Raw genomic sequence first — 18,484 nt, 5'->3', positions numbered from 1 at the left:
GGGGGGGATCACCGACACCGACGTAATGACAGCGGCCGCGCTCGTCATCATTTTGCGCCGGTTCATGGTGAGTTTTTCCCCCTGATGCGTCAGAACGCCAACTTGTGCGCCTAGACGGCGCTGGTCAAACTGACCCTCGCGTAGCGTGAATCCGGGGGCGTGAGGGCATAGATGGCTTGGGACCTGTCGGTCGACCTGATCCAAGCGACCGTGCAGCTTGAACAGCCGCTCGGCGACGGATCACGGACGGTCGGCACCGGCTTCCTGATCGAGGATCCCACTCCCGACGGCCGCCCCCGCACCATCCTGGTCACCGCCGCCCACGTCTTCGACAAGATGCCCGGCGTCTCGGCCAAGATCGGCTATCGCATCCAGAGCGCCGACGGCGTCTGGCGCTATGATCCCCACACCCTGAAGATCCGCGACGGCGACCACGCCCTGTGGGTCAAGCATCCCACCCGCGACATCGCCGCCATCGAGGTCGAGGCCCCGCCGGAGTTCACCAAGGCGGCCATTCCCCTGGCCTGGCTGGCCCAGGACGACACCTTCAACAAGTACGGCCTGGGCCCCGGCGACGAGATGATGGCCCTGGGCTTTCCGCGCGGCCTGTCGGCCAACCCGGCCGGCTTCCCGATCCTGCGTTCGGGCCGGGTGGCGTCCTATCCGCTGGCCCCGGCCAGCGTGTTTCCGACCTTCCTGATGGACTTCTCGGTGTTCCCCGGCAATTCGGGCGGGCCGGTGTTCATGGCCGAGGGCGCGCGCCGTCGACCGGGGTCGACCGAAAGCCAGGAGGTGCAGTTCGTGGCCGGCATGCTGACCCAGCAGGTCGAGCTATCGGGCGAGCGCCTGGAAATCGGCATCGTGACCCACGCCAAGTACATCCGCGAGACGGTCTCGTTGCTGGACAAGACGGCCGGTCCGCCGGTGATCCAGGCCAGACCCGCCAAGCCGATCGAACCCTCCAGCCAGGCGGCGAGCCAGGCCGCCGCGGCGGTGTCCGCCACCGCCATGGCGGTCGGCCGGTAGGCCGCCTCACTGTAGGATAGGCGACACAGGAACCTCGCTCCGGACCTTCCCGTTTCTAGGGGGAGTTCAAATTCAGCAGGAGCGAAACCATGAGCACCAACCGAGTGGAAGGCGCCGTCGACAAGGGCATCGGCGCGGTCAAGGAAGCCGCCGGCAAGGCGACCGACAACGAACGCCTCGAAGCCGAAGGCGCGGCCCAGAAGGCCAAGGGCGACGTTCAGAACAAGGTCGGCCAGGCCCAGGACAAGATCGGCGACGCGATCAAGCGCTAGCTTGAGGCGGAACTGACGAAACAGAGGCCGCGGGAGCGATCCCGCGGCCTCTGTCGTTTCACGGCGGGGTCAGCTCTGGGCGAAGGCCAGGATGTCGGCGTTCAGCCGCTCGATGTGGGTGAACATCAGGCCGTGCGGCGCGCCCTCGTAGACGATCAGCCGCGCGGCGGGCACGAGGGCCGCATAGCGACGGCCGCTGACCTCCAGGGGCGTCGAGGCGTCGCGGTCGCCCTGGATGATCAAGGTCGGAATCCGGATCGTCTTCAACTCGGCGCGCAGGTCCATGGCCGTGGCCGAGCGGTTGCACTCGACCAGGGCCTTCATCGACGTGCCCAGCATCATGCCCCGGATCCAGTCCTTCATTTCCGGCGAGGTGGTCGGGGTCAGGAACGGGCCGCTGTTGGTCTCCAGCCAGCGCGGATAGTCACGCAGCAGCACGTTCTGGCGAAATTGCTCGAACATTGCCGGATCGAGGCCGTCGGGATTGTCGGGGCGGCGCGCCGGACAGGGGCCCATCGGCGCCAGGAGCAGCACCTTGGCGATCCGCGCGTCGCCGTGGCGGGTCAGGTAGCGGGTGATCTCGCCGCCCGCCATCGAATGGCCGACCAGCACGACGTCCTTCAGATCCAGGGTGTCGAGCACGGCGGCCAGGTCGTCGGCCAGGGTGTCGTAGTCGTAGCCGCGTCCCGGCGCGTCCGAGCGGCCGTGGCCCCGGCGGTCATAGGCGATGCAGCGCAGGCCCTGGTCCGACAGGGCGGCGGCCTGATAGGCCCAGGCCTCCGAGGGCAGGCCCCAGCCGGCCAGGAACACCACCGGCCGGCCCTCGCCCCAGTCGCGGTGGAACAGGCGCGCGCCGTCGCGGGCCACGATTCCGCTTCGCGCGGCGGCGGGAGCGGGGGCCGGGCGCGGCGCGGCGGTCGACGGGCCGGCGGCGGTCAGGGCGGCGCCGAGGCCGGTCAGCAGGGTCAGGGTCCGGCGGCTGGGCTGGTGAGCGAGAGCGGTCATGGCGATCTCCGGCGAGGCGCTCGTCGTTCGAGCCTCCTCAGCATCGGAGCGGCCGCGAGCCTGGTCGATTACGCCGGAGGTAATGGCGAAGGGGCCGGCTTGGTCCTAGCCTGGCCTTATGACCACCGTTCCCCCCTTCGGCGAGCGCCTGCGCGACTGGCGCCAGAAGCGGCGCCTGAGCCAGATGGACTTGGCGCTGGAGGCCGAGATCTCGACCCGGCACCTGTCGTTCCTGGAGACCGGCCGCGCCGCGCCCAGCCGCGACATGGTGCTGCGCCTGGCCGAGCGGCTGGAGGCGCCGTTGCGCGAGCGCAACGCCCTGCTGCTGGCGGCCGGCTTCGCGCCGATGTTCCCCGAGCGATCGTTCGATGATCCGGGCCTGGCGGCGATGCGGACGGCGGTGGAGGCGGTGCTGCACGCCCACATGCCGTTTCCCGCCCTGGCCGTCGACCGGCGCTGGACCCTGCTGGCCTCGAACGCGGCCGTGGCGCCGCTGCTGGCCGGGGTCGACGCCAGGCTGCTGGAGGGGCCGGTCAACGTGCTGCGGCTGAGCCTGCATCCGGACGGGGTCGCGCCGCGGATCGCCAACCTGGCCGAATGGCGCGGCCACATCCTGTCGCGCCTGCGCCGGCAGCTGGCCGAGAGCGGCGACGCCGAGCTGGCCGACCTGATCAGGGAGCTGGCCGCCTATCCCGGCGGCGAGGCCCATCCGCGCGCCGGCGACGGGGCGATCGCCGCGCCCCTTCGGCTGAAGACGGCGGCGGGCGAGCTGTCGTTCCTCAGCGCCACCATGACCTTCGGCGCGCCGCTGGATGTGACGGTGGCCGAGCTGGCCATCGAGACCTTCCTGCCCGCCGACCCCGCCACGGCCGCCGCTCTGCGGACCATGGCGGGCGGGTGAGGCTTAGGCGCATTGGCCTTCACCGTCTGGGTGAAAACCTCGTCCTTCGACAAGCTCAGGATGAGGTTTTTCCACGGCTCGGATTTGTAAATGGTCCTCATCCTGAGCTTGTCGAAGGACGAGGACCACGCACCGAGCCTGGATGTCGATCAGGCTTAGGCCCCGTAGATGATCGAGATCGTCTCGGCCACGCAGGCGGGGCGCTCCTCGCCCTCGATCTCGATGGTGCATTCGTTCTTCATCTGCAGGCCGCCGGCCTTGGGCTCGACGGCCAGCAGCTTCTGGCGCATGCGCACCTTCTTGCCGACCCGGACCATGCCGGTGAACCGCACCTTGTCGCAGCCGTAGTTGATGCCGCGCGTCACGCCGGTCACCCGCAGGATGCCCGCCCCCAGCATCGGGATCAGCGACAGTGTGAGAAAGCCGTGGGCGATCGGGCCGCCGATCTCGCGGGTCGCGCGCTCGACGTCGACATGGATCCACTGGTGGTCGCCTGTCGCCTCGGCGAACTGGTTGACCCGCTCCTGGCTGATCTCGACCCAGTCGGAGACCCCGATCTCCTGGCCGACCAGACCGGCGATGTCGGCGTAGGCGACTTCCTTCATGGCGTTTTGCTCCCGCATGCTTCTTGTAAACAGTTGTTTGATTGGTCGCACGGGAGAGCGGGGCGGGCAAGCCTCGGCCTCGAAGGTTGGCGCCTCCCGGGTACGGCGACGCCCTTGGACGGGTCAGACCTCCAACGCGGCTTTCGCCGTCTCCGGCAGCAGACTGACGGCTTCATCCAACAGTTTTCGCCAGGTCTCGCCACGCTCGCGGGCTTCGGCATAGGCTTCGCGCAGGGCGAAGGGATCGTCCTGGGTCAGGGCGTGGATGAGCGCCTGAGCCTGTTCCATATCCTTGCGTCGCTTGGGATCTCCTTGGTCGCGCCTGCGCGAGACGATCAGTTTGTGGACCGCGAAGCGGGCTGGGGCAGGAACACGAACGAGAATCCCATCGTCGTGCAGGATCGCGGCGTCCACGGGATCGCGGAGCAGAAAATCGAGAAACCTCAGCGGCGTCGCATCGGTGTCGAGAGCGGCTAGTCTTGAGGTTTCGGCGTCACCGTCGCCCCGACTCGTCGTGAGCACGTCGACGGCGTAGCCGTCCGGCGTGCGATAAGTCGCGCTCTTCGATGAATCGAGCTTGGGGACCGGCGCGAAGGCTGGGTCGGCGCCGCGCAGCACCTCGAAAAGCGAGCTATCCAAGCCGTCGTCCAGCGCGACCGAGACGCCGTAGTCTTGGGCGATATCCAAGTCGGTCGTGCGCACGGCCTGGAACGGCAAAATAAAGCCCAGCAGCGCGCCATAGGTTTGAAACGCCACGGTGCCGACCAGGACCGCGCGGAGGCGGAACGCCCCCGCCGTGCTCAGGGCGCGAAGAATACGAGCCGACCGTTCGTCGGGCGCATGGAGCCCAGCGCCGCGCAACGCGCGGACAATCCTGCGACGGCCGTCCGCCACGACCTTCGCGGCCTTGGCGGCTTCGATCGTCGCGATCAATTCGGGCGTTTCGGGTCCAAGATACCGCTCGGCGCGTTCGCCGCGTTCCTGTCGTGATCGAACATACCAATAGAAGCGCCCCTTCCGTTCTCGTCGAAGGAAGCTGGCGCCGTCGCCAAAGGCCGCGATCTGCGCCACGCGAAGTTGGTCGAGCAGATCGGCGACATTCGTATGGATCGCCAGGGGAAGCCGTTGGATTGTCAAGTTGCCACCATTTTCATAATATGGTGGCAAAACCTTTAAAGATCAACATGTCGAAGCGCGGTCTAAACGATCCCGCCCTCGCCCTTGCCCCAATACGCGTCCCGGATCAGCCGCTTGTAGAGCTTGCCGGTCGGGTGCCGGGGCAGTTCGGCCATGAAGTCGATGCGCTTGGGCGACTTCACATGGCTGAGGTTGGCGCGGACGAAGGCCATCAGCTCCTCGGCCAGGGAAGCTTGGTCGACCGAAGGATCCAGCGGCTGGATCACCGCCACCACCTGCTCGCCCATCTCCTCGTGCGGGGCGCCGACCACGGCGGCGTCGGCGACCTTGGGGTGGGTGATCAAGAGGTTCTCGATCTCCTGCGGATAGATGTTCACCCCGCCCGAGATGATCATGAAGCTCTTGCGGTCGGTGAGGTAGAGATAGCCCTGCTCGTCGACCCAGCCCACGTCGCCCAGGGTGGTCCAGCCATGCTGGTTGTAGCTCTCGGCGGTCTTGTCCGGGGCGTTGTGGTAATTCACCGCTGGGCCGTTGGCGAAATAGACCGTCCCCTCGGTGCGGACCGGGACGGGCTCGCCGGCCTCGTCGCAGATCCGCAGCTCGCCCAGCACCGCCTGGCCGACGCTGCCCTTGTGGGCCAGCCAGTTGTCGGAATTGATCCAGCAGAAGCCGTTGCCCTCGGTGCCGGCGTAGTATTCGAAGATCACCGGACCCCACCAGGCGATCATCTGCTCCTTGACCGGCACGGGGCAGGGGGCGGCGGCGTGGACCGCCGAGGTGATCGACGAGACGTCATACTTGGCGCGAACCTCCGGCGGCAGCTTCAGCATCCGCACGAAGTGGGTCGGCACGAACTGGCCGCAGGTCACGCCGTACTTCTCGATCAGGGCCAGGGCGGCCTCGGGATCGAACTTCTCCATCACGATCACCGTGCCGCCCAGCTTGTGCACGGTCATGCACCAGCGCAGCGGGGCGGCGTGATAGAGCGGGGCGGGCGACAGGTAGACGCTGTCGCCGCTGAAGCCGAACAGGCCCATGGCCATCATCTGCAGGGCGTGGGGCGCGTCGATCGGCCCGCCGCTCAGCGCCGGCTTGACGCCCTTGGGCCGGCCGGTGGTGCCCGAGGAATAGAGCATGTCCGAGCCCGCCGTCTCGTCGGCGATCGGCGTCGTCGGCATGGCGGCCCGAGCCGCCTCGAAGTCCTCGAACCCGTCCTTGCCGCCGCCCACCCGGAACAGCCGCACGCCGGGGATCAAGGGCGCGACGGCCTGGGCCACCGCGTCCAGGGCCGGGCTGACGATCAGCGCCTTGGCTCCGCAGTCCTTGACGATGTACTCGACCTCGGCCGGGGTCAGCTTGGTCGAGACGCAGGTGAAATAGAGCCCGGCGCGCTGGGCGGCCCAGGCGATCTCGAAGAAGCGGGCGTTGTTGTCCATCAGGATGGCGATCACGTCGCCGGCTTGCAGGCCCAGCGCGCGGAACAGCTGGGCGCCCTGGTTCGAGCGGGCGTCGAGCTCTCCGTAGGTCACCGTCTCGCCCGAGCCGGCCATGATGTAGGCCGGCTTGTTCGGCTGGCTTTGGGCGTGGTGGAACGGATGCATCAGGCGGCGACCTCGGTCTTGGCGGCTTGGCGGATCATGTCCGAGGCCTTTTCGGCGATCATGATGGTGGGCGCGTTGGTGTTGCCCGACACCAGGCGCGGCATGACCGAGGCGTCGACGACCCGCAGGCCGGTCAGCCCCCGCACTCGCAGCTGGCTGTCGACCACGGCCATCGGCCCGGCGCCCATCTGGCAGGTGCCGACCGGGTGATAGATCGTCGAGCCGGTGGCGCGCGCGAACTCCAGCAGGGCGGCGTCGGTGGCGAAGTCGGCGCCCGGGTTCATCTCGTGGTCGATCAGCGGTGCGATGGCCGGCTGGGCGGCGATCTTGCGGGCCCATTTCAGGCCGGCCACCGTGACCTCCTGGTCCAGCGGATCGGACAGGTAGTTGGCGAAGATCGCCGGATAGGTGGTCGGATCGGCCGACTTGATGCGGATGTGGCCCCGGCTCTCGGGCCGCAGCTGGCAGGGAGCGATGGTCAGGCCCGGCGCGCCCTCCAGTTCCATCTTCTGCTCGTTGAACAGCTTCTCCAGATCCATCGTGGCCGGCAGGATGTGGAACTGGATGTCGGGTTCCGCGAGATCGGGCCGAGATTTACAGAAGGCGGCGATGTGGGCCGCCGACAGAGTCAGCAGGCCCTTGCGCTGGAACAGGTACTTCAGCGCCTCGGCCGCCAGCCGGCTTCCCTTGCTCTGCTCGTTGACCGAAATCGTTCCGGCCTTCAGGCGAAAGCGCGTCCCGGTGACATAGTGGTCCTGCAGGTTCTCGCCGACGCCGGGCAGGTCGTGGACCACGGCGATCCCGTGCTCGGCCAGCAGTTGGCCCGGACCCACGCCCGACAGCTGCAGCAGCTGCGGAGAGTTGATCGCTCCGCCGGCCAGGATCACCTCGGCCCGCGCCTTGGCGGTGCGGACCACGCCGTTCTGGCTGAACTCGACCCCGACCGCGCGCTTGCCATCGAACAGCACCTTGCGGGCCAGGGCGTTGGTCTCGACCTTCAGGTTCGGACGGCCCATGGCCGGATGCAGATAGGCCACCGCCGCCGAGCAGCGTTGGCCGTTCTTCACGGTCAGCTGGTAGTAGGCCACGCCCTCCTGCCGGGCGCCGTTGACGTCGGCGTTGCGGGGGATGCCGGCCTCGACGCAGGCCTCGACCACGGCGTCGGAGATCGGGTTGGTCTCGGTGACGTCCGAGACGTTCAGCGGGCCGCCGGTCGCGTGCCAGTCGCCGCAGTCGCCGCGCTCCTGGTGCTGGGCCTTGCGGAAATAGGGATAGACGTCGTCCCAGGCCCAGCCCTCGCAGCCCAGCTGCCGCCAGCCGTCATAGTCGGCCTGTTGCCCGCGGATATAGAGCAGGCCGTTGATCGAGGACGAGCCGCCCAGCACCTTGCCGCGCGGCCAGACGTGCGAGCGCCCGCCGGTGCCGGGATCCGGCTCGGTGGCGTACAGCCAGTTGACCTTGGGATCCTTCAGGGTCTGGGCGTAGCCGACCGGGATGTGGATCATCAGGTTGGACATGAACTGGGACGGGTTCTTGGTCGGCCGGTCGTCGCCGCCGGCCTCCAGCAGCAGAACCTTGTGGCGGCCGTCCTCGGACAGCCGCGCCGCCAGCACGCAACCGGCCGAGCCGGCGCCCACAACGATGTAGTCGGCTTCGATGATCGACGTCATCGGATCCTCCCTTTTCCGCCCCGCGTGTCTCCGCGTGATCGGTGATCACTGGAGAATGGCAGGTCTGGCGAGAAGGCCAAGGGTGTCGTCGGGGAAGCCCTGCGTCCTTCGAGGCTTCGCTGCGCTACGCACCTCAGGATGAGGAATTCAGAGCAACCGACTTCCTCATCCTGAGGCGCCCGCGCCGCGGGCCTCGAAGGACGCAAGGCGGTTGCAGGGTATTCATACGCGTGTTTGAGTGCCGCCAAACCCGGAGGAAAACACCATGGCCGCGCCCAGCTTCGAGACCCTGCTCTACGCCGTCGAGGACGGGATCGCGACCATCACCCTGAACCGTCCGGAGAAGCTGAACGCCTTCACCGCCCGGATGATGAAGGAGCTGATCGGCGTCTTCGACCTCACCGACAACGACGACGCGGTGCGGGCGGTGATCGTCACCGGCGCGGGCCGAGCGTTCTGCGCCGGGGCCGACCTGTCGGGCGGCGGGGCCACCTTCGACCGCACCAACCCCCAGGCGCTGGAGCGGGAAGAGGGCAAGGTCGGCGACATCTATCGCGACGGCGGCGGCCGGGTGGTGCTGCGGATGTACGAAAGCCTCAAGCCGATCATCGCCGCCGTCAACGGCGCGGCCGTCGGGGTGGGGGTGACCATGCAGCTGCCCATGGACATCCGCCTGGCCTCGACCGACGCCAAGTTCGGCTTCGTCTTCGCCCGTCGGGGCATCACGCCCGAGGCCTGTTCGTCCTGGTTCCTGCCGCGGTTGGTGGGCCTGCAGACGGCGCTGGAATGGTGCTTCACCGGCCGAGTGTTCAGCGCCCAGGAGGCCAAGGAGCGCGGGCTGGTCCGCTCGCTGCACGCGCCGGAGGACCTGCTGCCGGCCGCCCGGGCCCTGGCCCGCGAGATCGCCGACAACACCGCTCCGGTCTCGGTGGCCCTGACGCGCCAGCTGCTGTGGCGCATGGCCGGCGCCGACCACCCGATGGAGGCCCACAAGGCCGACAGCCGGGCCATCCAGTCACGCGGCGCGGCCGGCGACGCCAAGGAAGGGGTGAGCTCGTTCCTGGAGAAGCGCGCGCCGGTCTATCCGGACAAGGTGTCCAGCGACCTGCCGGACATCTGGCCGGCGTGGGGCGAGCATCCGTTCAAGTAGTTCAAACGGTTGTCATCCCGGGCGGAGCGCAGCGAAGATCCGGGACCGCCGGAAGCGCTGAGTTCACGCGTCGGTCCCGGATCGGCGCGCTGCGCGCTTGTCCGGGATGACAGGGATTAGATGTGGCGCGAAGGGGTCGCATCCGCCGCCGAACGCGCTATATCCCCGCCCATGGCCGAAGCTTTCAACGACAAGACCCTGACCGCCGACAAGGCCGCCCGCTACGCCGAGGTGGCCGACGAGATCGCCTCGGTGCTGGACGGCGAGCCCAACCTGACCGCCCGCATGGCGACGGTGGCCTCGATGCTGGCCAGCAGCTTCGACCACTACTTCTGGACCGGCTTCTACGTGGTCGATCCGTTGAAGGCGCGCGAGCTGGTGGTCGGGCCCTATCAGGGCACGCTGGGCTGCCTGCGCATCGCCTACGGGCGCGGCGTCTGCGGCGCGGCGGCGCAAACCGGCCAGACCCAGCTGGTCGAGGACGTCCACGCCTTTCCGGGCCACATCGCCTGCGACAGCCGCTCGGCGAGCGAGATCGTCGTGCCGGTGTTCGACGCGGCCGGAACGCTGCTGGCGGTGTTCGACGTCGATTCCGACAAGCCCGCCGCCTTCGACATCGTCGACCAGCAGGGCATCGAGACGATCCTGAAGGCCACGTTCGCCTGACAGGGGTATCGGCGCCGGGCAAGGTGGCCCGCCAGTTGCAGCGCCAGCTCCACTATTCCCTAACCGGATCGGTTTAGGACAGGTGGCGATGCTGGACGTTGAGACCCTTCACCCGCGCGATCTCGCCGAGGCCGACGTGCGGCTGTGGCGGGAGATGGCGGCGGCCGAGCCGGCCTTCGCCAGCCCGCTGCTGGGTCCGGACTTCGCGCGCGCCGTCGGCGCCGTGCGCGACGACGCCCGCGTGGCCGTGATCCGTCGCGGGGGGCAGACCCTGGGCTTCCTGCCGCATCACCGTCGTCCCGGCGCCATGGCCCGGGCCATCGGCTCGCCGCTGTCGGACTATCACGGCCTGATCTCGCGCGCCGAGGCCGGGCTGGACGCCGCCGAGGTGCTGCGCGCCGCCGACCTGACCGCCTACCGCTACACCGGCCTGATCGACCCCCACGGCGTGTTCGGCCGCGGCGAGCGGAAGACCGCTCATGTGATCGACCTGGGCGGAACCGACGCCGAGGCCTATCTGGAGGCCGTCCGCGCCGCCAGTCCCAAGAAGATCAAGAACTGGCGCCGGCTGGACAGCAAGCTCGAGCGCGAGATGGGGACCCTCGAACTGGTCGCCGCCGACCGCTCGCGCGAGGCCTTCGACCAGCTGATCGCCTGGAAGCGCGAACAGCTGGAGCGCACCGGCGTCCATGACTTCCTGCGCCCCGACTGGGTGCGCGGCCTGCTGCTGGACCTGTTCCAGAAGCAGACCGGCCCGTTCCGGGGGCTGATGATCAACCTCTATGCCGGCGGCCAGCTGGTGGCCGGCCATTTCGGGGTGCGGCTGGACGGCGTGTTCCACCCGTGGATCGCCTCGACCAGTCCGGCCCATGGCGAGTGGTCGCCCGGCCAGATCTTCCTCATGCGCGCCATCGCCGCCATGCCGGGCCTGGGCCTGCGCCACTACGACCTCGGCCCCGGCCACGACCACTACAAGGGCGCCTATGCGCTCAGCCAGGTCCAGATCGGCGACGGCACGGCCACGGCCGCGACCATGGCCGGCCGCATGGCCCACTCGCTGGACGGGGTGATGGCCCTGGCCGGCTCGCGGGGCGCGGGTCCGGTCGGACGCCTGACCCGCCGCATGGACGCCATCGCCAGCGTCGAGCTGACCCTGGGCGGACGCATGCGCGGTCTGGTCGACGCGTTCGCTAACCAAGCGCAAAGGCGCGGCGGCTAAGGTTCGCCAAAGCCTGGAGCTCCCATGCGCGTCACGGTCATGATCCCCACCCAACGGCGTCCGCACGGCCTGGCGGTCGCGGCGCGTTCGGTGTTCGCCCAAACTGGCTTGGATTTGGTCGGTGTCGACTTCGCCGCCCTGGAGCTGGTGATCGTCGACAACGACCAGACGCCGTCGGCGCGAGCGACCGTCGCCGCGCTGGCCCACGAGGCCCCGTTCGCGGTCCACTATGTCCACGAGCCGCGCCCCGGCGTGGCCCACGCCCGCAACGCCGGCATGGCCAAGGCGAGCGGCGAACTGATCGCCTTCCTCGACGACGACGAAGAGGCCCCGACCGGCTGGCTGGCGGCGCTGCTGTCCGCCCAGGCGCGCTACGACGCCGACGTGGTGTTCGGTCCGGTTCGGGCCCGCGCGCCGGTCGGCGTGACCCGGCATCGCGACTACCTGGAGCGCTTCTTCTCGCGCGAAGGCCCCGCCGAGGCCGGGGTCATCGACCACTATTACGGCTGCGGCGACAGCCTGCTGCGCCGCGCCGCCTTGCCCGATCCGGCCGCGCCCTTCGCCGTGGAGCGCAATCACATCGGCGGCGAGGACGACATGCTGTTCGGCCACATGCAGGCCCATGGCGCGCGCTTCGCCTGGGAGCCGGCCGCCTGGGTCTGGGAAGACCCCGTGCCCGAGCGCCTGAGCCTGGACTACACGATCCGCCGGGCCTTCGCCTACGGCCAGGGCCCGACCTCGCACTGCGCCGCCGCCAGCCCCCCCGACCGCGTGGGCGTCGCCCGCTGGATGGCCGTCGGGGTGGTTCAGAGCGCGCTGTTCGGCGCTGTTGCCGGCTTCAAGTGGCTGACCCGCGCGGGCGACCGCGCCGACTGGCTGGACCGCGCCGCACGGGGGCTGGGCAAGACCCTGTGGTGGGGACCGTTCAAGATCCACTTCTACGGAAGGACCGCGTCGTGAGCGTCATCAGCGACTGGACCCCCGAAAAGGCCAAGACCTTCGGCCGCGAGAACCTGGTGTTCCAGCACAGCCTGCACGAGCGGCCGATGTTCGACGACGAGGGCCTGGCGCGCCTGCTGGACCAGTATCCGCGCGACCAGCTGGGCGTCTTCACCATGGGCGAGGACCCTCAGGCCTGGACCACCTGGCGCAAGGGCGCGGCGGGAAATCTGACCGGCGACCAGCTGCTGGAGGCCGCCAAGGCCGGACGCATCTGGTTGAACCTGCGCAAGACCAACGACTTCGTGCCGGAATACGCCGCCCTCTGCGACGAGATCTTCGCCGAGAAGGAGGCCCGCGCGCCGGGCCTGAAGACCTTCAAGCGGGATCTGGGCATGCTGATCAGCAGCGCCGACGCCCAGGTCTTCTACCATCTCGACGTGCCGCTGGTGTCGCTGTGGCAGATCCGGGGGCGCAAGAAGGTCTGGGTCTATCCGGTCGCCGATCCCTATGTGGGCGAGCTGGCGCTGGAGAAGATCGTCCTGAAGGAGACCGCCGAGCAGTTCGCCTTCGATCCGGCCTGGGACGCCGGGGCCCAGGTCTACAACCTGACGCCCGGGACCATGGTCACCTGGCGGCAGAACGCCCCGCACCGGATCGAGAACGGTCCGATGCTGAACGTCTCGATCTCGATCGAATTCATGACCCCGCCAGCCCTGATGCGGGCCAACGTCATCTACGCCAACGGCGTGCTGCGCCGCCGGCTGGGCGCCAAGCCGCGCGTGCAGGACGGCTTCGGTCCGATGGCGCTGGGCAAGCTGGCCGTGGCGCGCGGGGCCAAGGCCCTGAACCTGCAGACCCCGCACGTGCGCCACCTGCCGGTGACGTTCGGGCTGGACGCCCAACGGCCGGGCGTGCTGGTCGAGCGGGTCTAGAGCCTTTCGAAGGCCCCACTCGGGTTGTCATCCCGGAAGCCTCGCGGAGGCTGTCCGGGACCCAGGGGCGGCTGCACCGCGTTGGCCCAGTCCCCTGGGTCCCGGACAACGCTGCGCGTTTCCGGGATGACAACTTTCGAGGCCTGGCGCGTCTCCAGCGCCAGGCCCCAGCCGCGCGACAGCCTCACGACGTTCGTCCCCGCACCGCCAGCCAGCCGCCCAGCCAGCACAGGGGCAGGCCGGTGACCGCCAGGAGGATCGGATACCAGTGCGGTCCCAGGCCCAGGTTCCAGGTGGCGACCACCCCGGCCGTGCCGGCGATCAGGCCCAGCACGCCCAGGACGAAGGCGTGGCGCAGCGGAGTGTTCGGGGCCAGCTTGGCCGTGATCCAGCCGCCCGCCAGGGTGAACACGCTGCGATAGGCCAGGGCCAGCAGGTTCAGCAGCGGATCGTGCATCCCCTGTTCCGGCGGCGGATAGACCTTGGCGGCGTGCAGGACGGCGTCGACGCCCGTCGACAGCACGACCACGGCCAGGAAACCGGCGATCACCGCCAGCACGCTGCGGCCGATGCGGCGGGGGGAGGAACGCAAGGCCAGATCACTCATCGACGGTCTCCTTCGGAGGGCTTGTAGACAAGACGATCGGGCGGGGCCCGATGCGACAGGGCGGTGTCGGATTTTCTTCGAAACGCCGTGGATCAGCTGCGAACGGCGGTTGCCTTCGCCAGCGCCCGCAGCGCGTCCTTGCCCACCCAGCGCGGCGCGGCGTCGGGCGAGGCGGCCAGGCGACGGGCCGTCTCCAGGGCGGCGGCCTTCAGCAGCGGGCTCTCGCGCAGCCCGATCGCCCGCAGCGCCCAGTTCACCGCCTTCTTGACGAAGTTGCGATCATCGCCGGCGGCGCGCTCGATCAGGACCAGGCCGTCGAGAAACGGCTGGTCGCCCGCACCCTTGTCGTGCAGGGCCAGGCAGGCCAGCAGGGCGAAGGCCGCCCGCCGGCCGAACTCGTCGTTCAGTCCGGCCCACGCGTCGATCTTGGCGAAGGCGTGGGGCGACTGGTCGAACAGCTTGAAACAAACCGTATCGACGATGCCCCAGTTGTCGAAGTCGGCCCGCCAGGCGTCCATCTGCCCCGGCGTCACCCGGGCCGGGTCGTCGACCAGGCTGGCCAACATCCGGGCCTCGTAGACGCCGGTCGCCCACAGGGCGGCGGCCAGGTCGTGGTCGCGGCCCAGGCGCTTGGCGACCTTCTGCAGATTGGCCATCGACACGCCCAGGGCGCTGGGCGCGACGATGCCGAACCGGTCCAGATTGGCCAGGTCGTGGGCGGTGGCGGCCGAGCGGAGAGCGGCCATGGCGTCGGCGAGGCGATCCTCCATGGCCGTTCTCCCCTCCGGTCCCGGTCAGACGGTTTCGAGCAGGGCGTCGAGGCGGGCGTAGCCCATCTCCATGCCGTCGGTCATGCCGCTGACGAGGGCGCCCTTGCGAGCCGCTTCGTTGGCGTAGATCACCAAGGTGGTCAGGGTGGTGCGGCCGCCGGCCTCGGTCAGGGTCGAGGTGACCGTCGTCTCGCCGCCGGTCCAGTCGTCGTCGAACACCTCGTTGTGGACGATCCGTTCCGGCGCGGCGATCTCGCGATAGACGCCGGCCATGCCCATGTCCCGGCCGTCCTGGTTGCGCCAGACATAGCGGAACTTGCCGCCGACCCGCAGGTCGATCTCGCAGACCGGCATGGTCCAGCCGGGCGGGCCCAGCAGCCAGCGCTTCACCAGGTCGGGCTTGGTCATGCAGTCGAACACCAGGTCGCGGGGGGCGGCGAAGGCGCGGGTGAACACCACTTCGCGGTCGCCCTGGGTGGCGACGGTCAGCTTGTCTTGGGCCATGGGTCGTCTCCTTCTGGATCGGATTTGGGGGAGGGCGCTTCAGCGCCCTTGGGTGGTCTTCAGTTCGTCGAGCAGGGTGTCCAGGCGCTGGAAGTTGGCCTCCAGTGTCTGTCGGTAGGTCTCCAGCCAGGCGTTGGCCTCGGCCAGGGGCTGGGCCCGCACTCGCACCGGACGGCGCTGGGCGTCGCGGCCCCGCGAGACCAGCCCGGCCTTCTCCAGCACCTTCAGATGCTTGGAGATCGCCGGCTGGCTCATGGCGAACGGCGCGGCCAGTTCGCCGACCGAGGCCTCCCCCGTCGCCAGCCGCGCCAGGATGGCGCGCCGGGTCGGGTCGGCCAGGGCGGCGAAGGTGGCGTCGAGGCCCGGTCTATAACTCATCAGTTCCATAACTTAATGGTTATATTCAATCGAACCGATCGTCAACCCCCGCCAAAATGTCGCGGCCCGGGTATGGTTAATGAGGCGTTAGGACTCAATCGCCATTTCTCGAACCTGGCCTAGCTGGGCCTCGGAGATTCGGAATGAGCGGGTTCAATCGGCTGCCTCTTGGCTGGAGGCTGATCGTCATCCTCGGCCTGCTGGCGGGTCTGGGCCAGTTGGGCTGGGCGGCGTTCGGCGGACCGGGCCTGGTGTCGCCGTTCAGCATGGCTGGCATGGCGACGCTGGTGGCCACCCTGATCATCGGGCTCTTGGCCTGGAATGACGCTACGCATCGCGCCCTGGACGGCCTGAGCCGTTCGGTCGACGCCCTGGGCGCGGGCCAGTACGACAAGCCGCTGGTCTCGCCCGAGACCGACGATCGGCAGGTCCGGGCGCTGGCCAAGGGCCTGGACGGCGTCCAGCGCAAGCTGGCCAGCGACCAGGCGGCCCGCGCCGCCGAGGACGCCGAGCGCGCCGCCGCCGACGTCGAACAGCGCCGCCACCTGCAAGAGGTCGAGACCTACGCCCGCACCCAGCTGACCGCCGTCAACGCCGTGGGGCAGAGCGTCGAGAAGCTGGCCGGGGGCGACCTGATCTCGCGTCTGCGCGAAGACGCCTTCCCGCTCGAGGCCCGCAAGATCCCCACCGACTTCAACGCCGCCGTCGACAACCTGCAGCAGACCCTGGCCGGCGTCCTGGGCGCGGCCCGAAGCATCCGCGCCGGCTGCGGCGACATCTCGGCCGCCGCCGAGGACTTGGCGGGGCGCACCGAACGCCAGGCGACCGGCATCGAGCGGACGGCCGCGGCCCTCGACCAGATCACCGCCACCGTCAAGAAGAGCTCCGACAACGCCGAGCAGGCGCGGGGCGTGACCCAGAGCGCCAAGTCAAACGCCGAGAAGAGCGGCCTGGTGGTGCGCGAGGCCGTCGAGGCCATGGGCGGCATCGAGAAATCCTCGCAGTCGATCACCCAGATCATCGGCGTCATCGACGAGATCGCCTTCCAGACCAACCTGCTGGCCTTGAACGCCGGGGTCGAGGCCGCCCGCGCGGGCGACGCCGGCCGCGGCTTCGCGGTGGTGGCGCAGGAAGTGCGGGCCCTGGCCCAGCGCTCGGCCGACGCCGCCAAGGAGATCAAGGGCCTGATCCGCGCCTCCAGCGAGCAGGTCGACAAGGGCGTCAAGCTGGTCGGCGAGACCGGCCACACCCTGGACCAGATCCTGGGCCAGGTGATCGAGATCAACGACCTGGTCGGCGAGATCGCCGCCTCGTCCAAGGAGCAGGCCGGCGGCCTGGCCGAGGTCAACGCCGCGGTGAACCAGATGGGCCAGGTGATCCACCAGAACGGCGCCATGGTCGAGCAGTCGGCCGCCGCCACCAGCGCCCTGGCCGCCGAGGTCGAGGAACTGGAGCGGCTGCTGGGCGGCTTCCAGGTCGGCGCCCAGATCCACGAATACCGCCCGCGCCAGGACCAGCGCCGCGAGGCCCCGGCCGCGCCGCGCCGCGAAGCCTTCCGCGATCGCTACGTGCAGGGCGCCACCGCGCTGAAGATCGAACCGCGCTCGCGTCCCGGCGAGTGGCGGTAATTCGAGGGCCGCTCATCCGATTTTAAGGGCGCTCTGGTCTAGGCTGGAGCACGACGGGCCTCCGTCAGGACGACCATGAACGAATACGCCGCGCCCTTCGCCAGTCCCGAGCCCGAACCGGCCGCCACGCCGCGCTCGCGCGCCGCCCTGCTCAAGCGGCTGGCCGACGTCGTCTGCCTGCCGGCCAGCCGCATCAACGCCTTCGAACGCGCCATGACCGCCGACCTGTTGGTCGAGATGCTGCGCGACGCCGTCGTGGGCGAGCGCGAGAAGGTGGCCCGGCGCCTGGCCAATCTGACCGAGATGCCCGGCGTCCTGGTCCGGCTGCTTCTGCGCGACGAACTGCCGGTGGCCCGGACCCTGCTGGAGCACGCGCCTTCGCTGACCGACGCCGACCTGATCAGCTGCCTCTACAACAGCACCCAGGACCATCGCCGGCTGATCGCCCAGCGGCGCGGGGTCAGCGAGGTGGTGGCCGACGCCCTGGTCGACATGGACGAGACCGGGGTCACCGAGGTCCTGCTGAAGAACGACCTGGCGCGCTTCAGCCATCAGGGGCTGGAGAACATCGTCGCGGCCACGCGCGACAATCCGCAGATGATTCCCCTGTTGCTCAAGCGCGCCGAACTGCGGCCCAGCCATGCCTATGTGATGTTCTGGTGGTCCGACGCCGAGGCGCGGCGCACGATTCTGCAGCGCTTCGCCGTGTCGCGGGAAATCCTGCAGGACGCGGTCGGCGACGTTTTCCCCCTGGCCTCGGCCGAGGGCTGGCAGGATCCGCTGTCGCGAAAGGCGCTTCAGTTCATTGAACGACGTCAGCGAAATCGCGCCGCCATCGCCAAGAGCCCCTACGACAGTCTGGAGGCGGCGATCGCCGCGGCCCAGAACGGCATGACCCGCGAGACGGCCGAGGAGATCTCCTACCTGTCGGGCCTGAAGCCGATGACCGGAGCCAAGATCTTCACCGACCCGGGCGGCGAGCCGTTGGCGATCCTGTGCAAGGCCACCGGCCTGCCGCGCGGGGCCGTGAGGGCCTTGTGGCGAGGCCTGCGCCGACCGGAGACCGACGCGTCCGGCGCGCTGGACGCGGGGCTGGAGCGGGTGCTGACGGCCTTCGACACCATCGCGGTGGACCGCGCCCAGACCATGCTGCGCTATTGGAACTGGTCGCTGTCGTCGGCCATGACTCCGGCCCTGCTGAAGGCCATCCGCGAGGGCGACGAGGCCGCCATGGACGAATATTCGGTGCCGCAGCGCGCCGCCATGCTGGCGCTTTCTCGAGACTTCGCACGCTAGTCGACCCTAGTCGTTGAATGTGTTCATCGACGGCTGCCCGTCTGGAATTGAGATTTCCGTCAACTGAAGGCCGCGTCCGAGATCGGCCAGGCCAGTCCATCGCCGCCGATGAATGGTAGATACCTGCACGTCTATGTTGCTCGCGTGTAATAATCTGCTATCCAAAACTGAATTG

The 18,484-nt window shown here is 69.1% G+C and carries 18 protein-coding genes and 1 pseudogene; 10 read left to right on the top strand and 9 right to left on the bottom strand.

Annotated features, from left to right (window positions below):
* The first annotated feature begins 171 nt into the window (after positions 1–171).
* Together ASD38_RS08955 and ASD38_RS08950 are read left to right on the top strand one after the other, a co-directional pair.
* A complete protein-coding gene (locus ASD38_RS08955; RefSeq protein WP_056441966.1) occupies positions 172–1,026 on the top strand; it encodes a trypsin-like serine peptidase in 855 nt (284 codons plus the stop codon).
* An 89-nt stretch (positions 1,027–1,115) separates the two neighbouring features.
* A pseudogene (locus ASD38_RS08950) lies at positions 1,116–1,303 on the top strand (CsbD family protein).
* Between the two features lie 64 nt (positions 1,304–1,367).
* Here the strand turns inward: ASD38_RS08950 and ASD38_RS08945 are convergent.
* Positions 1,368–2,303 carry an alpha/beta fold hydrolase gene (locus ASD38_RS08945; protein WP_082560710.1) on the bottom strand — a complete coding sequence of 312 codons (936 nt, stop codon included), beginning with the start codon at positions 2,301–2,303 and terminating at the stop codon, positions 1,368–1,370.
* A 118-nt stretch (positions 2,304–2,421) separates the two neighbouring features.
* On the opposite strand from ASD38_RS08945, the gene ASD38_RS08940 reads away from it, so the two are divergent.
* A complete protein-coding gene (locus ASD38_RS08940) occupies positions 2,422–3,204 on the top strand; it encodes a helix-turn-helix domain-containing protein (protein ID WP_056459375.1) in 783 nt (260 codons plus the stop codon).
* A gap of 155 nt (positions 3,205–3,359) precedes the next feature.
* Here the strand turns inward: ASD38_RS08940 and ASD38_RS08935 are convergent, their stop codons facing one another.
* The 4 genes from ASD38_RS08935 to ASD38_RS08920 all read right to left on the bottom strand — a co-directional run bounded on the left by ASD38_RS08935 (position 3,360) and on the right by ASD38_RS08920 (position 8,217).
* Positions 3,360–3,809, bottom strand: coding sequence for a MaoC family dehydratase (locus ASD38_RS08935; protein ID WP_056441956.1), 450 nt, complete (start codon positions 3,807–3,809; stop codon positions 3,360–3,362).
* A gap of 123 nt (positions 3,810–3,932) precedes the next feature.
* Positions 3,933–4,946, bottom strand: coding sequence for a nucleotidyltransferase family protein (locus tag ASD38_RS08930; RefSeq protein ID WP_056441953.1), 1,014 nt, complete (start codon positions 4,944–4,946; stop codon positions 3,933–3,935).
* A 62-nt stretch (positions 4,947–5,008) separates the two neighbouring features.
* A complete protein-coding gene (locus ASD38_RS08925) occupies positions 5,009–6,547 on the bottom strand; it encodes an acyl-CoA synthetase (RefSeq protein ID WP_056459373.1) in 1,539 nt (512 codons plus the stop codon).
* On the bottom strand, positions 6,547–8,217 hold the full coding sequence (locus tag ASD38_RS08920) for a GMC family oxidoreductase (RefSeq protein ID WP_056459370.1): 1,671 nt from the start codon (positions 8,215–8,217) through the stop codon (positions 6,547–6,549). The genes ASD38_RS08925 and ASD38_RS08920 overlap by 1 nt, the downstream gene beginning before the upstream one ends.
* A gap of 265 nt (positions 8,218–8,482) precedes the next feature.
* Here ASD38_RS08920 and ASD38_RS08915 point away from each other — a divergent pair, with 265 nt between their 5' ends.
* From ASD38_RS08915 to ASD38_RS08895, 5 genes are all read left to right on the top strand, one after another.
* A complete protein-coding gene (locus tag ASD38_RS08915) occupies positions 8,483–9,367 on the top strand; it encodes a crotonase/enoyl-CoA hydratase family protein (RefSeq protein WP_056441941.1) in 885 nt (294 codons plus the stop codon).
* Between the two features lie 171 nt (positions 9,368–9,538).
* A complete protein-coding gene (locus ASD38_RS08910) occupies positions 9,539–10,033 on the top strand; it encodes a GAF domain-containing protein (RefSeq protein WP_056441938.1) in 495 nt (164 codons plus the stop codon).
* Between the two features lie 88 nt (positions 10,034–10,121).
* The gene (locus ASD38_RS08905) at positions 10,122–11,252 is read left to right on the top strand and encodes a GNAT family N-acetyltransferase (RefSeq protein WP_056459368.1); all 1,131 of its coding nucleotides are present in this window, start codon (positions 10,122–10,124) and stop codon (positions 11,250–11,252) included.
* A gap of 24 nt (positions 11,253–11,276) precedes the next feature.
* The gene (locus ASD38_RS08900; RefSeq protein WP_056441933.1) at positions 11,277–12,212 is read left to right on the top strand and encodes a glycosyltransferase family 2 protein; all 936 of its coding nucleotides are present in this window, start codon (positions 11,277–11,279) and stop codon (positions 12,210–12,212) included.
* Positions 12,095–13,126, top strand: coding sequence for a hypothetical protein (locus ASD38_RS08895; protein WP_156390624.1), 1,032 nt, complete (start codon positions 12,095–12,097; stop codon positions 13,124–13,126). The genes ASD38_RS08900 and ASD38_RS08895 overlap by 118 nt, the downstream gene beginning before the upstream one ends.
* Before the next feature lie 184 nt (positions 13,127–13,310).
* Here the strand turns inward: ASD38_RS08895 and ASD38_RS08890 are convergent, their stop codons facing one another.
* The 4 genes from ASD38_RS08890 to ASD38_RS08875 all read right to left on the bottom strand — a co-directional run bounded on the left by ASD38_RS08890 (position 13,311) and on the right by ASD38_RS08875 (position 15,385).
* Positions 13,311–13,733: a hypothetical protein gene (locus tag ASD38_RS08890; protein ID WP_056441927.1), complete on the bottom strand. Its 423-nt coding sequence runs from the start codon at positions 13,731–13,733 to the stop codon at positions 13,311–13,313.
* A 92-nt stretch (positions 13,734–13,825) separates the two neighbouring features.
* Entirely contained in the window at positions 13,826–14,503 is a 678-nt protein-coding gene (locus ASD38_RS08885) for a DNA alkylation repair protein (RefSeq protein WP_235523802.1), read from the bottom strand.
* Between the two features lie 24 nt (positions 14,504–14,527).
* Positions 14,528–15,007 (bottom strand): SRPBCC family protein, encoded by a 480-nt coding sequence (locus ASD38_RS08880; RefSeq protein WP_056441925.1) that lies wholly within the window; start codon positions 15,005–15,007, stop codon positions 14,528–14,530.
* 39 nt (positions 15,008–15,046) lie between these two features.
* Complete coding sequence (locus tag ASD38_RS08875; RefSeq protein WP_056459656.1) at positions 15,047–15,385, bottom strand: ArsR/SmtB family transcription factor; 339 nt, start codon at positions 15,383–15,385, stop codon at positions 15,047–15,049.
* Positions 15,386–15,528: 143 nt separating this feature from the next.
* Between ASD38_RS08875 and ASD38_RS08870 the strand changes: the two genes are divergently transcribed.
* Together ASD38_RS08870 and ASD38_RS08865 are read left to right on the top strand one after the other, a co-directional pair.
* The gene (locus ASD38_RS08870) at positions 15,529–17,013 is read left to right on the top strand and encodes a methyl-accepting chemotaxis protein (RefSeq protein ID WP_056459362.1); all 1,485 of its coding nucleotides are present in this window, start codon (positions 15,529–15,531) and stop codon (positions 17,011–17,013) included.
* Between the two features lie 75 nt (positions 17,014–17,088).
* Entirely contained in the window at positions 17,089–18,309 is a 1,221-nt protein-coding gene (locus tag ASD38_RS08865; protein ID WP_056441918.1) for a DUF2336 domain-containing protein, read from the top strand.
* Positions 18,310–18,484: the final 175 nt, after the last annotated feature.

It is taken from the genome of Caulobacter sp. Root487D2Y, assembly GCF_001427165.1.
Taxonomy (GTDB): Bacteria; Pseudomonadota; Alphaproteobacteria; order Caulobacterales; family Caulobacteraceae; genus Caulobacter.
The sequence above is the reverse complement of the archived record's forward strand: the minus strand, read 5'-3'. Positions and strand labels throughout refer to the sequence as shown.

What these genes read in the sequence shown, in the direction of transcription:
- ASD38_RS08935 (WP_056441956.1), bottom strand. Translation starts at nt 3,809, where the DNA reads ATGAAGGAAGTCGCCTACGCCGACATCGCCGGTCTGGTCGGCCAGGAG.
- ASD38_RS08865 (WP_056441918.1), top strand. Translation starts at nt 17,089, where the DNA reads ATGAACGAATACGCCGCGCCCTTCGCCAGTCCCGAGCCCGAACCGGCC.
- ASD38_RS08940 (WP_056459375.1), top strand. Translation starts at nt 2,422, where the DNA reads ATGACCACCGTTCCCCCCTTCGGCGAGCGCCTGCGCGACTGGCGCCAG.
- ASD38_RS08880 (WP_056441925.1), bottom strand. Translation starts at nt 15,007, where the DNA reads ATGGCCCAAGACAAGCTGACCGTCGCCACCCAGGGCGACCGCGAAGTG.
- ASD38_RS08885 (WP_235523802.1), bottom strand. Translation starts at nt 14,503, where the DNA reads ATGGAGGATCGCCTCGCCGACGCCATGGCCGCTCTCCGCTCGGCCGCC.
- ASD38_RS08910 (WP_056441938.1), top strand. Translation starts at nt 9,539, where the DNA reads ATGGCCGAAGCTTTCAACGACAAGACCCTGACCGCCGACAAGGCCGCC.
- ASD38_RS08870 (WP_056459362.1), top strand. Translation starts at nt 15,529, where the DNA reads ATGAGCGGGTTCAATCGGCTGCCTCTTGGCTGGAGGCTGATCGTCATC.
- ASD38_RS08920 (WP_056459370.1), bottom strand. Translation starts at nt 8,217, where the DNA reads ATGACGTCGATCATCGAAGCCGACTACATCGTTGTGGGCGCCGGCTCG.
- ASD38_RS08890 (WP_056441927.1), bottom strand. Translation starts at nt 13,733, where the DNA reads ATGAGTGATCTGGCCTTGCGTTCCTCCCCCCGCCGCATCGGCCGCAGC.
- ASD38_RS08905 (WP_056459368.1), top strand. Translation starts at nt 10,122, where the DNA reads ATGCTGGACGTTGAGACCCTTCACCCGCGCGATCTCGCCGAGGCCGAC.
- ASD38_RS08915 (WP_056441941.1), top strand. Translation starts at nt 8,483, where the DNA reads ATGGCCGCGCCCAGCTTCGAGACCCTGCTCTACGCCGTCGAGGACGGG.
- ASD38_RS08925 (WP_056459373.1), bottom strand. Translation starts at nt 6,547, where the DNA reads ATGCATCCGTTCCACCACGCCCAAAGCCAGCCGAACAAGCCGGCCTAC.
- ASD38_RS08900 (WP_056441933.1), top strand. Translation starts at nt 11,277, where the DNA reads ATGCGCGTCACGGTCATGATCCCCACCCAACGGCGTCCGCACGGCCTG.
- ASD38_RS08945 (WP_082560710.1), bottom strand. Translation starts at nt 2,303, where the DNA reads ATGACCGCTCTCGCTCACCAGCCCAGCCGCCGGACCCTGACCCTGCTG.
- ASD38_RS08955 (WP_056441966.1), top strand. Translation starts at nt 172, where the DNA reads ATGGCTTGGGACCTGTCGGTCGACCTGATCCAAGCGACCGTGCAGCTT.
- ASD38_RS08875 (WP_056459656.1), bottom strand. Translation starts at nt 15,385, where the DNA reads ATGAGTTATAGACCGGGCCTCGACGCCACCTTCGCCGCCCTGGCCGAC.